Origin of the sequence: Variovorax sp. OK605, assembly GCF_900115445.1 — a bacterium.
Classification (GTDB): domain Bacteria; phylum Pseudomonadota; class Gammaproteobacteria; order Burkholderiales; family Burkholderiaceae_C; genus Variovorax.
The window spans coordinates 521,560-535,239 of sequence record NZ_FOWL01000004.1 but is presented as its reverse complement, the minus strand read 5'-3'; the positions used below and the strand labels follow the sequence as shown (position 1 = coordinate 535,239).

11 protein-coding genes are annotated in these 13,680 nt (G+C 70.6%); 9 read left to right on the top strand and 2 right to left on the bottom strand.

What is annotated here, in order from left to right; all coding sequences use genetic code 11:
• Positions 1 to 2: 2 nt before the first annotated feature.
• Entirely contained in the window at positions 3 to 1,565 is a 1,563-nt protein-coding gene (locus BM013_RS13955; protein ID WP_093127956.1) for a YifB family Mg chelatase-like AAA ATPase, read from the bottom strand.
• 219 nt (positions 1,566 to 1,784) lie between these two features.
• Between BM013_RS13955 and BM013_RS13950 the strand changes: the two genes are divergently transcribed.
• The 9 genes from BM013_RS13950 (at position 1,785) to BM013_RS13910 (ending at position 11,190) form a co-directional block, all read left to right on the top strand.
• The gene (locus tag BM013_RS13950) at positions 1,785 to 2,657 is read left to right on the top strand and encodes a TorF family putative porin (protein ID WP_093127954.1); all 873 of its coding nucleotides are present in this window, start codon (positions 1,785 to 1,787) and stop codon (positions 2,655 to 2,657) included.
• A 67-nt stretch (positions 2,658 to 2,724) separates the two neighbouring features.
• On the top strand, positions 2,725 to 3,063 hold the full coding sequence (gene glnK, locus BM013_RS13945; RefSeq protein ID WP_007833403.1) for a P-II family nitrogen regulator: 339 nt from the start codon (positions 2,725 to 2,727) through the stop codon (positions 3,061 to 3,063).
• A 29-nt stretch (positions 3,064 to 3,092) separates the two neighbouring features.
• A complete protein-coding gene (locus tag BM013_RS13940) occupies positions 3,093 to 4,535 on the top strand; it encodes an ammonium transporter (RefSeq protein WP_093127953.1) in 1,443 nt (480 codons plus the stop codon).
• 198 nt (positions 4,536 to 4,733) lie between these two features.
• Positions 4,734 to 5,666 carry an SMP-30/gluconolactonase/LRE family protein gene (locus BM013_RS13935; RefSeq protein ID WP_093127951.1) on the top strand — a complete coding sequence of 311 codons (933 nt, stop codon included), beginning with the start codon at positions 4,734 to 4,736 and terminating at the stop codon, positions 5,664 to 5,666.
• Between the two features lie 16 nt (positions 5,667 to 5,682).
• A complete protein-coding gene (locus BM013_RS13930; RefSeq protein WP_093127950.1) occupies positions 5,683 to 6,567 on the top strand; it encodes a LysR substrate-binding domain-containing protein in 885 nt (294 codons plus the stop codon).
• Positions 6,568 to 6,729: 162 nt separating this feature from the next.
• The gene (locus tag BM013_RS13925) at positions 6,730 to 8,232 is read left to right on the top strand and encodes an FAD-linked oxidase C-terminal domain-containing protein (RefSeq protein ID WP_093127949.1); all 1,503 of its coding nucleotides are present in this window, start codon (positions 6,730 to 6,732) and stop codon (positions 8,230 to 8,232) included.
• Positions 8,232 to 9,401, top strand: coding sequence for a glycolate oxidase subunit GlcE (glcE, locus tag BM013_RS13920; RefSeq protein ID WP_371280052.1), 1,170 nt, complete (start codon positions 8,232 to 8,234; stop codon positions 9,399 to 9,401). The genes BM013_RS13925 and glcE overlap by 1 nt, the downstream gene beginning before the upstream one ends.
• Before the next feature lie 20 nt (positions 9,402 to 9,421).
• A complete protein-coding gene (glcF, locus tag BM013_RS13915; protein ID WP_093127947.1) occupies positions 9,422 to 10,654 on the top strand; it encodes a glycolate oxidase subunit GlcF in 1,233 nt (410 codons plus the stop codon).
• A gap of 89 nt (positions 10,655 to 10,743) precedes the next feature.
• Entirely contained in the window at positions 10,744 to 11,190 is a 447-nt protein-coding gene (locus BM013_RS13910; RefSeq protein WP_093127946.1) for a hypothetical protein, read from the top strand.
• Positions 11,191 to 11,236: 46 nt separating this feature from the next.
• On the opposite strand, the gene BM013_RS13905 is transcribed toward BM013_RS13910, so the two are convergent.
• Positions 11,237 to 13,678 carry a CHASE2 domain-containing protein gene (locus BM013_RS13905; protein ID WP_093127944.1) on the bottom strand — a complete coding sequence of 814 codons (2,442 nt, stop codon included), beginning with the start codon at positions 13,676 to 13,678 and terminating at the stop codon, positions 11,237 to 11,239.
• Positions 13,679 to 13,680: the final 2 nt, after the last annotated feature.

Below are 13,680 nucleotides of genomic sequence, written 5' to 3'. Positions count from 1 at the left end.
CCTCATTTGCCCTGCACGCGCCCGAGCGCCCGGCGGTACTGCACGGCTTCCGCCACATGAACCCCCTGCACCGTGCCGGCCCCGGCCAGGTCGGCGATGGTGCGCGCCACCTTGAGCGCACGGTGCGTGCTGCGCGCCGACCAGCCCAGCTTGTTCGCCGCGTTGAACATGAACTGGCGCGCCGCCGCGTCGAGCGCGGCGTGCCTGTCGATGGCGCCGCCCTGCAGCGCCTGGTTGGCATGCCCCTGGCGCTGCATCGCGTGCGCGCGCGCAGCGACCACGCGCGCGCGGATGCTGTCGGTCGACTCGCCCGGCGGTGCGTCGAGCAGCAGCTGCGCCGACACCGCGGGCACCTCGATGTGCAGGTCGATGCGGTCCAGCAGCGGGCCGCTGAGCTTGGCCTGGTAGCGCAACACCTGGGCCGGCGTGCAGCGGCAGGCCCTCAGCGCGGAGCCCAGGTAGCCGCAGGGGCACGGGTTCATGGCCGCGATCAATTGGAAGCGCGCCGGGAACTCGGCGCTGCGCGCGGCGCGCGAGATGGTGATGGCGCCGGTCTCCAGCGGTTCGCGCAGCGCTTCGAGGGCGGAGCGTGCGAACTCGGGGAACTCGTCGAGAAAGAGCACCCCGTGGTGCGCCCGTGAAATCTCGCCGGGCCGCGGCGGTGCGCCGCCACCCACCATCGCCACCGCGCTCGAGGTGTGGTGCGGCGCCGAGGTCGGCCGGCACATCCACCGCTCGGCCGCGAAGCGCCCGCCGAGGCTGGTGACGGCGGCGCTTTCGAGTGCCTCGTCGACGCTCATGGCCGGCAGCAGGCCCGCGAAGCGGTGCGCGAGCATCGACTTGCCCGAGCCCGGCTCGCCCACCATCAACAGGCTGTGGCCGCCCGCCGCCGCGATCTCCAGCGCGCGCTTGGCGCCGGCGTGGCCCTTGACGTCGCACAGGTCGGCATAGCGCGGCGCGGGCGCGCCGGCCGCGGCCTCGATGCGTGCCCAGCCGTCGTGGTTGTCGTCCGCGGCAGGTTCTGCCTGCTGCGCCGCCGCGTCGTGGCCGGCAACGAACTGCCGCACCACGTCCAGCAGGTGCGCGGCGCCGTACACCTCGCCGCCGGGCACCAGCGCGGCCTCCTGCGCACTGTCCATGGGCAGCACCAACCTGGTGGCCACGCCGCGCGTGTGCAGCGCCAGCGCCATCGCCAATGCACCGCGAACGGGCCGCAGCTCGCCCGACAGCGAGAGTTCGCCGGCGAATTCGTGGCCGGCGAGGCGGGCGTTGTCGATCTGCCCGCTGGCCGCGAGGATGCCCAGGGCAATGGGCAGGTCGAAGCGGCCGGAGTCCTTCGGAAGGTCTGCCGGTGCCAGATTGACGGTGATCCTCTTGTTGTTCGGAAACTCCAGCCCCGCGTTCTGGATGGCCGAGCGCACCCGCTCGCGCGCCTCCTTGACCTCGGTTTCCGCCAGCCCGACCAGCGTGAAGCTGGGCAAGCCGTTCGCCAGATGCACCTCGACCGTGACACTGGCCGCTTCCAGCCCCAGCAAAGCGCGGCTTTGCACCAAAGACAGACTCATTCTTCTCCCTCTCCCCAAGATGGTGCGCCGTTGGTGGGCGCGCCGCCGTGGTGCAGCGCCTCGTGCAACTGCAACCACTCGCAACGAGGGTTGTAACGATTTGGCTCTCACGGAAAGGGCCGTCCGCCGTCTTGCACGGCCGTATTTGTGCAGTTTGGCACGCTCCCTGCTTTGAGCCTTCCAGGTCCCAACAACACACCACTTGCGAGGAGTTACCCGATGACGCACCGTACCGCCGCCAAGGCGCTGATCGTTCTGGCCACCGCCCTCACGGCTTCGGGCGCCGCCCTGGCGCAGGCCACGACCGACGCCGCAGCGGCCGCACCCGCCCCCGCACCGAACCTCACGGGGAACATCTCGCTGACCACGAACTACAAGTTCCGCGGCCAGGACCAGGACATGCTGGGCAAGAACGACTACGCCAAGACCAAGGGCTTCAAGCCGGCCATCCAGGGCGGCCTGGACTACGCCTTCGGCGACAGCGGCTTCTACGTGGGCAGCTGGAACTCCAGCGTCAACTGGCTCAAGGGCAACAGCATCGAGATGGACCTGTACGGTGGCTACAAGTTCAAGGCCGGCCCGCTGGACATGGACGTCGGTGCGCTCACCTACATCTACCCGGGCAACTCCTCGGGCAACACCACCGAGCTGTATGTCGCGGGCACCTACGCCAACGAAACCCTCGGTTCGTTCACCGCCAAGTACTCGCACACCGTGTCGAAGGACTACTTCGGCTACGCCGGCAACAAGGCCGGCTCGGGCCTGAAGGGCACCAACACCGGCTACCTGAACCTGGCCTACAGCAAGGAAATCGTGCCCAAGGTCACGCTGAAGGCAGCAGTGGGCTACACGAACATGTCCAGCGACATCCGCAGCCTGGGCTACAAGAGCTACGTCGACTACAACGTCGGTGCCAGCTACGACTTCGGCAACGGCCTGTCGCTGACCGGCTCGGTGCAGGGCGCGAACAAGAAGAGCTCGTACCTCGCCGTGAGCAACCCGGGCGTGGACTACGGCTTCGGCACCTTCGGCCAGACCACCTACTCGCCGAACAAGGCGCGCTTCATCCTCACGCTGACGAAGACGCTGTAAGCCACAGAACAACGAGGTGCGGCCCACGCTGCCGCACCGTTTCATTTCCATCCGAAGGAGAAAACTCATGAAGCTGGTCACAGCCATCATCAAACCGTTCAAGCTCGACGAGGTGCGCGAAGCACTGTCGGCCATCGGCGTGCAGGGGATCACCGTCACCGAGGTCAAGGGTTTCGGTCGCCAGAAAGGCCACACCGAGCTCTACCGCGGCGCCGAGTACGTGGTCGACTTCCTGCCCAAGGTCAAGATCGAAGCGGCCGTCTCCGACGACCTCGTCGATCGCGTGATCGAGGCCGTCGAGGGTGCTGCCCGCACCGGCAAGATCGGCGACGGCAAGATCTTTGTCTACAACCTCGAACAGGTCGTTCGCATCCGCACCGGCGAAACGGGCCGCGAAGCCCTCTGATCGAGTCCAGGCCCGAAAGAACAACGATTATGAAAAAACTGCTTGTCTCTCTTGCGTTCGGTTTGAGTGTGCTGGCTGCCGGCACCGCCGCCCTTGCACAAACGCCCGCTGCCCCGGCCGAAGCGCCTGCCGCTTCGGCACCCGCTGCCGCGGCGCCAGCCGCTCCCGCGGCCCCGGCCGCACCAGCTGCAGCCGACGCGGCCCCCGCCGCTGCGGCAGCCGCGGCGCCTGCCGCTGCTCCGGCACCGAAGATCGACTCCGGCGACACCGCCTGGATGCTGACCTCCACGCTGCTCGTGATCCTGATGACCATCCCCGGCCTGGCGCTGTTCTACGGCGGCCTCGGCCGCTCGAAGAACATGCTGTCGGTGCTGATGCAGGTCTTCGTGATCTTCTCGCTGATCAGCATCCTGTGGGCCATCTACGGCTACAGCCTGGCCTTCTCGGGTGACGGCAACTTCTTCGGAGGATTCGACAAGATCTTCATGAAGGGCATCACGCAGGAGACCTTCGGCGCGCTGACCACGATTCCCGAATACGTGTTCGTCGCCTTCCAGGGCACCTTCGCGGCCATCACCGTGGCGCTGATCGTCGGCGCCTTCGCGGAGCGCGCCAAGTTCTCGGCCGTGCTGCTGTTCTCGGTGATCTGGTTCACCTTCAGCTACGTGCCGATCGCCCACATCGTGTGGGGCGGCGGCCTGCTGGGCAAGGACGGCGCGCTGGACTTCGCCGGCGGCACCGTGGTGCACATCAACGCCGGTGTGGCCGGCCTGGTCGGTGCCTACATGGTCGGCAAGCGCGTCGGCTACGGCAAGGAAGCGTTCACGCCTCACTCGCTCACGCTCACCATGGTCGGCGCCTCGCTGCTGTGGGTCGGCTGGTTCGGCTTCAACGCCGGCTCGGCCGGTGCAGCCAACGCCGTTGCCGGCCTGGCCTTCATCAACACGGTGCTCGCCACCGCCGCCGCGGCCCTGTCGTGGATCCTGGGTGAAAGCCTGCACAAGGGCAAGGCCTCGATGCTGGGCGCTGCGTCCGGTGCCGTGGCCGGCCTCGTGGCTGTCACGCCTGCCGCCGGTTTCGTCGGCCCGATGGGTTCGATCGTGCTGGGCCTGCTGGCCGGCCTGGTCTGCCTGTGGGGTGTGGGCGGCCTGAAGCGCATGCTCGGCGCCGACGACGCGTTCGACGTGTTCGGCGTGCACGGCGTGGGCGGCATCCTGGGTGCCATCCTGACCGGCGTGTTCGCAGCCAAGGGCCTCGGCGGCACCGGTGGCGCAACGCCCGACACCTTCGCCATGGGCGCACAGGTGTGGATCCAGATCAAGAGCGTGGCGCTCACGATCGTCTGGTCCGGCGTGGTGGCCTTCATTGCCTACAAGATCGCCGACCTGACCATCGGCCTGCGTGTGTCGGAAGAAGAAGAGCGCGAAGGCCTCGACATCACCTCGCACGGCGAGACCGCCTACAACCGTTGATCTGCCTTTGCGGGGCTGCCTTCGGGCCGCCTCGCAATCGACAACAACACCCACCCCTTCTGCACATTTACAAGAAGAATTCTTCGTAACGATTTTTCAAGCGAGGTCTCCTTTGGATGTTCAGCCCGCGAGCGCTCCGGCGCCAGCGGGCTTTTTTTTGCCCGTCGCTTTCATGGCCGGGGGCACAATCGCGACACCATGTGGACCACCATCGAAGACAGCCTCTGCGAGCTCGGCGAGTCGCCGTTCTGGCACCCCGAAGAACGCGCGCTCTACTGGCTCGACATTCCCGGTCGCGCGGTGCTGCGCACGCGCGGCGACGTCGGCTCTTCGGCCGCCACGGTCGAGCGCTGGGCCTTGCCCACCGAGCCCGGCTGCATGGCCCCCGCGCGCAGCGGCGGCCTCGTGATCGCGCTGCGCGACGGTATCTACCGCGCACGCGCGTGGGGCGGCGAGCTGGTGGCCATGGCGCGCGTGGAGCACGACGTGCGCACCATGCGCTTCAACGACGGCAAGTGCGACCCGCTCGGGCGCTTCTGGGGCGGCTCGCTCAACGAGGCCAAGGACCGCGCCAACGCCGCGCTCTACTGCCTCGACGCGCGCACCGGCACCGGCATCTCGCCGACCATCACGCAGATGGCCAACGAGTCCACCACCGCCAACGGGCTCGCGTTTTCTCCCGACGCGCGCACGCTCTACTGGGCCGACACCGCCGCGCACGTGGTGTGCGCGTGGGACTGGGACGCCGAAGGCAACTCGCTCTCGCACGCCCGCGTGTTCCACCAGTTCGACGCCAAGCGCGAGGGCTGGACCACCGGGGCGCCGCTGGGCTACCAGGGCCGCCCCGACGGCGCCACCGTCGACGCGCAGGGCCACTACTGGGTGGCGATGTTCGAAGGCGCGCAGCTGCTGCGCTTCGCGCCTTCGGGCGAGATCGTGGCCGCGTTGCCTGTTCCGGTGCAGTGCCCGACCATGCCGTGCTTCGGCGGCGACGACCTGAAGACGCTGTTCGTCACCAGCGCCCGCAAGGGCCGGCCCGCCGCCGAGATCGAACAGCGCCCGGCCTCGGGCTCGGTGATCTCGATGCGCGTGGACACGCCCGGCCTGCCGGTCAACTTCTTCGAAGACTGAGGGCCCGCCACCGGACATGGCCCTGCAGCACATTCCGCCGATCCAGTGCCTGCTGACCTTCGAGGCCGTGGCCCGGCTGCGGCACGCGGGCCGCGCGGCCGACGAGCTCTGCGTGACGCCCAGCGCGGTGAGCCACCGCATCCGGCAGCTCGAGTCGCACGTCGGCTTCAAGCTCTTCGGGCGCAGCGACTTCAGCCTCACGGCCGACGGCGCGGCCTACCTGGCGAACGTGCGCACGGGGCTCGCGGCGCTGCAGGCCACGCCGCTCGGCGCCAACGCCGCGCAGCGCGCCACGCGGCTGCGCATTGCCGTCACGCCCACCTTCAGCCGGCAGTTCCTCATGCCGCGGCTGGAGCTGTTTCGCAACATCTACCCCGACATCGAGCTGGTGCTGCAGGTGTCGATTCCGCTGCTCGACGTGACGGCCGAGCAGGCCGACCTCGAGGTGCGCTACGGCCCCGGCGGCTACGCCGACTGCGAGCACCGCCTGGTACTCCAGGAGCAGGTGGTGCCCGCCTGCAGCCCGAGCTACCTCAACGAGTTCGGGCCGTTCACGGGGTTTCGCACCGCGGCCGAGATCGCCAGCGCGCGGCTCATCCGCAGCCCGCTCGAACCCTGGGGCACCTGGTTCGCGAGCTGCGGGCTCGACCAGCCCGAGCCGCTCATGGGCTCGCAGTTCAACGACCTGGGGCTGGTGTACGACGCGGCCGCCAGCGGCTTCGGCGTGGCGCTGGTGCGTCAGAAGATGGGCGCGGCGTGGTTCGAGTCGGGGCGGCTGGTGGCGCTGTCCGAGCAGGCCGTGCCCTCGCCGCACCGGCACTACATCTGCTGGCAGCCGGGCACGCTCGAGCGCTGGGAGTGCGCGGCCTTCGCCGACTGGCTCGAGCAGAGCCTGAGATAGAGGAAGCGAAGGGCAGGGACGGGCAGGGAGGGCCGGGGCGCGAAGTTCTCTCAAGCACCCGGCAAAAATCCTTCAACCCGCGGCGGCCGCAATGTCCGTAGAGTGCGCAGAGCCACCAGATACTCCGGGACACCCCGCGAACAGAAGAAAAGAGGTCGCCGCATGAATGCGCCGCTCACCCCCACGCAGCAAGATTCGCTACAAAAAACAGAGCGCCAGTCCCAGGTGGTGCGTGCGCTCCAAGCCCATCTGCCAGCTCACGCGCTGATCTGGCACGCCGAAGACACCACGCCCTACGAGTGCGACGGTCTCACCGCCTACCGCGCCCGCCCGCTGGTGGTGGCGCTGCCCGAGACCGAGGCGCAGGTGGCCGCCGTGCTCAAGACCTGCCACCGGCTGGGCGTGCCCGTGGTGGCGCGCGGCGCGGGCACCGGGCTGTCGGGCGGCGCCATGCCGCACACCATGGGCGTCACGATGTCGCTGGCCAAGTTCAACCGCATCCTGAAGATCGACCCCGTGAGCCGCACGGCCGTGGTGCAGTGCGGCGTGCGCAACCTCGCCATCAGCGAGGCGTCGGCCCCGTTCAACCTCTACTACGCGCCCGACCCGTCGAGCCAGATCGCCTGCACCATCGGCGGCAACGTGGCCGAGAACTCGGGCGGCGTGCATTGCCTGAAGTACGGCCTCACGCTGCACAACGTGCTGCGCGTGCGCGGCTTCACGGCCGAGGGCGAGCCCGTGGAGTTCGGCGGCGACGCGCTCGACGCGCCGGGGCTCGACCTGCTCGCGCTGGTCATCGGCAGCGAAGGCATGCTGGCCGTGACCACCGAGGTCACCGTCAAGCTGGTGCCCAAGCCGCAGCTGGCGCGCTGCATCATGGCCAGCTTCGACGACGTGCGAAAGGCCGGCGACGCGGTGGCCGCGGTGATTGCGGCCGGCATCATTCCGGCGGGCCTGGAGATGATGGACAAGCCCATGACCGCCGCGGTCGAAGACTTCGTGCGCGCGGGCTACGACCTCGACGCGGCGGCCATCCTGCTGTGCGAGTCCGACGGCACGCCCGAGGAGGTCGAAGAGGAAATCGGCCGCATGACCGCCGTGCTGCGCGGCTGCGGCGCCACCGCCATCGCGGTGAGCAACAGCGAAGAGGAACGCATGAAGTTCTGGAGCGGGCGCAAGAACGCCTTCCCCGCCTCGGGCCGCATCAGCCCCGACTACATGTGCCTGGACTCCACCATTCCGCGCAAGCGGCTGGCCGACATCCTGCTGGCCATCCAGGAGATGGAGAAGAAATACAACCTGCGCTGCTGCAACGTGTTCCACGCGGGCGACGGCAACCTGCACCCGCTGGTGCTGTTCGACGCCAACGACCCCGACGAGCTGCACCGCTGCGAGCTCTTCGGCGCCGACATCCTGGAGACCAGCGTGGCCATGGGCGGCACCGTGTCGGGCGAGCACGGCGTGGGCGTGGAAAAGCTCAACAGCATGTGCGTGCAGTTCACCGCGAGCGAGAACGAGCAGATGTTCGGGGTCAAGCGGGCCTTCGATCCCGAGGGCATGCTGAACCCCGGCAAGGTGATTCCCACGCTGCAGCGCTGCGCCGAATACGGCAAGCAGGTGGTGCGCGGCGGCAAGCTGCAGCATCCTGATCTTCCGAGGTTCTGATGGCCATGGACACCGCACTCCACGACCTTGCCGAGCGCATCCGCGCCGCGGCCGCCGACGCCACGCCGCTGTGCATCCGCGGCGGCGGCACCAAGGATTTCTACGGCGAAACGCCCCAAGGCGAGCTGCTCGACATGCGCGCGCTCACCGGCATCACGAGCTACGAGCCGAGCGAACTGGTCGTCACCGTGCGTGCCGGCACGCCGCTCGCCGAGCTCGAAGCCGCGCTGGCCGAGAAAGGGCAGTGCCTGCCGTTCGAGCCGCCGCGCTTCGGCGGCCACGGGAACGGCGACGGCACCGGCACCGGCACCGGCACCGTGGGCGGCATGGTCGCCGCGGGCCTCAGCGGCCCCGCGCGCGCCAGCGTCGGCGCGGTGCGCGACTACGTGCTCGGCGCCACGCTGGTCAACGGCCGCGGCGAGGTGCTGACCTTCGGCGGCCAGGTGATGAAGAACGTCGCGGGCTACGACGTGTCGCGCGTGCTCGCGGGCTCGCTCGGCACGCTGGGCGCGATCGCCGAGGTCAGCCTCAAGGTGCTGCCCGTGCCGCCCGCCGAGGCCACGCTCGAATTCGCGTGCGGCCAGGCCGACGCCCTGCGCCTGCTCAACGAATGGGGCGGCCGGCCGCTGCCCTTGAACGCGAGCTGCTGGTTCGAACACGCCGGCGCGGGCGCGCTGTACCTGCGGCTTCGCGGCGCCGTCGCGGCCGTGGAAGCGGCATGCGCGCACCTCGGCGGCGAGCGCAAGGACAACGCGCGCGCCGCGGCCGACTGGCAATCGCTGCGCGACCAGCAGCTGCCGTGGTTCGCCACCGCCGAAGGCCCCGACGCGCTGTGGCGCCTGTCGGTGCCGCAGACCGCGCCGGTGCTCGCGCTCGACGGCGCCGCGCCGCTGATCGAATGGCACGGCGGCCAGCGCTGGTACAAGGCCGCGCCCGAACAGGCCACACGCATCCGCGAGATCGCGCGCGCGGCGGGTGGCCACGCCACGCTGTTCCGGCGGCCGGCCATGAGTGCGAATGCGAATGCGAACGCCGATGCCGATGCGCAAGACGGCGTGCCGCGCTTCGACGCCATGAGCGCGCCCGTCGAACGCATCCAGCGCGCGCTGATGCGCGAGTTCGACCCCCACGGCCTCTTCAACCGTGGCCGCCTGCTCGCCCCCACGTAAGACAAAGAACAAGAACCGACATGCAAACCGAGCTCGCTCCCGAATTCCAGGGCACCGACGAAGGCCGCGAGGCCGAAGCCATCCTGCGCAAGTGCGTGCACTGCGGCTTCTGCACCGCCACCTGCCCGACCTACCAGCTGCTCGGCGACGAGCTCGACGGCCCGCGCGGGCGCATCTACCTCATCAAGCAGGTGCTCGAAGGCCAGGCGCCCACGCGCAGCACGCAGATGCACCTGGACCGCTGCCTGACCTGCCGCAACTGCGAAAGCACCTGCCCGAGCGGCGTGCAGTACGGCAATCTGGTCGACATCGGCCGCAAGATCGTCGACCGGAAAGTGCCGCGTCCCGCTGCCGAATCCGCAAAGCGCTGGCTGCTGAAGGAGGGCCTGCCGTCCCCGCTCTTCGGCCCCGCCATGAAGGTCGGCCAGGCGGTGCGCGGCCTGCTGCCCGAGGCGCTCAAGGCCAAGGTGCCCGCCAGGCAGGAGGCCGGCGCCTGGCCCACCGCCACGCACGCGCGCAAGGTGCTGATGCTCGCGGGCTGCGTGCAGCCGTCGATGATGCCGAACATCAACAGCGCCACCGCGCGCGTGCTCGACGCGGCCGGCATCCAGGCGGTGATCGCGCCAGCGGCCGGTTGCTGCGGCGCGGTGAAGTTCCACCTCGACGACCAGGACGGCGGCAAGGCGCAGATGCGCGCCAACATCGACGCGTGGTGGCCCTTCGTGGAGCGCAACGAGGTCGAGGCGATCGTCATGAACGCCTCGGGCTGCGGCGTCACCGTGCGCGAGTACGGCCACCTGCTGCAGCACGACGCGGCCTACGCGCTGAAGGCCGCGCGCATCGGCGAACTCACGCGCGACCTGAGCGAGCTGCTGCCCGACCTGGTGCCCGCGCTCAAGGCCCGCGTGAAGGCGCCGTCCGGCGTGGTGGCCTACCACCCGCCGTGCACGCTGCAGCACGGCCAGAAGCTGCGCGGCGGCGTCGAGACCCACCTGCGCGCGCTGGGTTTCGACGTGCGCGTGGCCATGAACGAATCGCACCTGTGCTGCGGGTCGGCGGGCACTTACTCGGTGCTGCAGCCAGAGCTGGCGTACCCGCTGCGCGACCGCAAGCTGGGCCACCTGAAGCAGCTGCAGCCCGCGGCCATCGCGTCGGCCAACATCGGCTGCATCACGCACCTGCAAAGCGGCAGCGGCGACACGCCCGTGCGGCACTGGGTCGAGCTGCTGGACGCCGCGCTGGACGCGGCCTGATCGCACAACCGGGAGGGGGTTGGTCCGACTCGCGCAACGGCGGGCAGCGGCGCATCATGGCCGCACCGAATCTGCAAGGAGCCCGTGCCATGTCCCCTGTTGTCGCACCCCTCTTTTCCCCCGCGCTGCGCCGTGCGCTGCTGGCCTGCGCGTGCGCGGCCGGCGCGATGGCCGCAGTGCCTGCGCAGGCGCAGGGCGCCATGCCGCCCTGGCAGGGCGCGGGCTCTGCGCGCTATGTGTGCGGCGGCATCGGCTCCGACGAGTCGGCGGCCATGCGCTCGGCCATGAAGGAGCATCCGCTCGCGCTGCTGTTCGCGCGCGCCGACGGCGCCTACATGGCCAACGTGGACGTGACCATCAAGGGCGGCGACGCCAACAACGCCGCCGCGCTGGCCTTCCGCGCCACCGGCCCGGTGTGCCTGGTCGACGTGCCCAACGGGCGTTACGTGATCGACGCCGCCGCTGCCGGCGGCGCGGTGAAGAGCCAGACCGTGACGGTCGGCGGCGGCGCTAAGACGGCGGAGTTCAGGTTCTAGAAGCCAGTCCCGGGCCTCCGCTTTCCGGCCCCCTCGGCTTTCGACCTCAGGCCACGGGCAGCACCAGCCAGAAGCTGCTGCCTTCGCCGGGCGCGCTGCGCGCCTCAATGCGCCCGCCGTGGCGGTGCACGACCGCGCGCACCACGGAGAACCCGAGGCCCATGCCGCGCGCGGCGCTCACCCCCCGCGATGAGCCGGCGCTGTCGTCCTTCGTGCCTGTCGCCCGCTGGCCGCGCGGCGCGTTCAGCAGGGATTGCAGTTGCTGCGGCGTCATGCCAGTGCCCTGATCAGCCACGGTGATCCGCAGGGCGCCTTCGACCCGCGCCACCCCTAGCGTCACGCAGCTGCCGCGCGCGCTGTGGCGCACGGCGTTGTTCAGCAGGTTGACGACGGCGCGGGTCAGCAGCGAGCCGTCGGCGCGCACGACCATGTCGCCAGTCCCACCGGCCCCACCGGCCCCACCGGCCCCACCGGCCCCACCGGTCTCGCCAGCTTCGCCGAGCTGCGCCTCGATGCGCACGCCGTTCGCCTGCGCGTAGGGCCACACCTGGTCGCGCGCATCGAGCAGCAACGCGCCCACGTGCGTCTCGGCGAAGCGGTAGTCGTCCGACTCGGCCTCGGTGAAGTCCATGAAGCCCTCGGCGAGCGACAGCGTGCGCTCGGCCTCGCGCCGGATGGCGCGCAGCAGGGCGTCCGGCGGCGTGGCGGCGTCGTGCATCGACAGCAGGCTCAGGATGGTCACCTGCGGGCTGCGCAGGTCGTGCGACAGGAAGCGGCGCCATTCGTCGCGCTGGCGCTGCGCCTCGCGCTCGGCCGTGAGTTCGGGCAGCACGATGACCCAGGCGCGGTCTTGCGCGGCGGGCCCGCCGAAGGGCGCGGCCTCGAGGCGGAACACGCGCGCCTGGGGCGTCGTGTATTCGCCGCGCAGGCGGTCGGTCCAGTGCGCGCCCGCAGGGCCGGCGGTTGCCGCGGTCGGCTCCGCCAGCGGCGCGACCAGCGCCTGCAACGACGCGCCTTGCAGCGTCCCGCTCCCATCGCCGCTCGCACCCAGCAACCGGAACGCCGCCGCGTTGCCCGACCCGATGCGCCCCTCGTCGTCGCAGATCAGCATCGCCACCGGCATGGTGTGCATCGCCTCGTCCATCAGCACCTGCATGCGCTTCACGCGCGCGATGGCCCGGTCGAGCGCCTGCTTGGGCCGCGCGACGGGGTCGGCCACGGGGGGCGCGAGCGCGGGCAGCACCTCGAACGCGCCGGCGGGCAGCGCGTCGAGCGCCTGCGCGCGCACGCGGAAGTACGCGAACTGCGACTCCAGCCGGCGCCAGCTCCACAGCAGGTACAGCACGAACAGGCCGAACATCGGCGCCGCCGGCGGCAGCCACCAGCGGCCGCCGGACATGGCCGCGGCGCTGGCCAGCAGGCAGCCCGCGGCCAGGCCGAAGGTGATCGGCAGCGCGTGGTGCGCCATGCGCACGAGCAGCCACAGCGCGAGCCACAGCGGCGCCACCGTCCACAGCGCGCGCACCGCCGGGGAGAACTCGCCGACGTTGCGCCCGTGCAGCAGGTCGTCGATGGCGTTGGCGTGCACCTCGACGCCGGGCAGCACGCCGCGAGAACCTGCGCCAAAGCCCGCGCTGGGCGTCAGCGCCTGGTCGCCCAGGCCGGGCGCGGTCGCGCCGACCAGCAGCAGCTTGCCGCGCAGCAACTCGGGCGGCACCTCGCCGCGCAGCACGCTCGCGTACGGCACCGTGCGGTAGCTGCCGCGCGGGCCGGCGAACATCAGGCGCAGCGGGTCTTCGCGCAGCCAGTGGCCCTGCGCCGTGCTCTCCGGGCCCTCATCGCCCGCCGGTGTGTCCGCCGGCACGCGGCCCGCGACCAGCGCGCCCACGTACGGCTGCAGCCGTCCCGCGAAGCCCTCGCGCAGGTACAGCGTGCGTGCGACGCCGTCCGCGTCGGGTGTCAGGCCGGCATGGCCCACGCCGCGGGCCTGCGCGGCGAAGGCGGGCAGTGGGGGCAGGAAGCCGGGCCAGGCGTTCGCCGCGTTCGAAGTCGACGTCGAAGTCGACGTCGACTTCGGCGTTGGCGTTGGCGTTGGCGTCGGCGTGATCGGGCTCGCATGCAGCAGCGGCAGGTAGACCGGCAGCAGCCCCATCGCCCGCGCCAGCTGCGCGTCGTCGGCGGGGTTGGCGCTGGGCTCGGTCAGGAACAGGTCGAGCAGCACGGCGCGCGGCGCGGCGGCGGCCAGCCGCTCGAGCAGGCGCGCATGCGTGTCGCGCGGCCACGGCCAGCGGCCGAGTTCGTTCAGGCTGCGTTCGTCGATGGCGACGATCAGGATGTCCGGCGCCGCCTCGGGCGACACCATCGCCAGCATGCGGTCGTGGATGGACGCATCGAGCTGCAGCAGCCCCGGCCGCTGCGCGAGCGCGAGCAGCACGAGCGGCAGCAGCAGCGCCATCAGCAGGCGTTCGATGACCAGGCGCGCGCGCATCG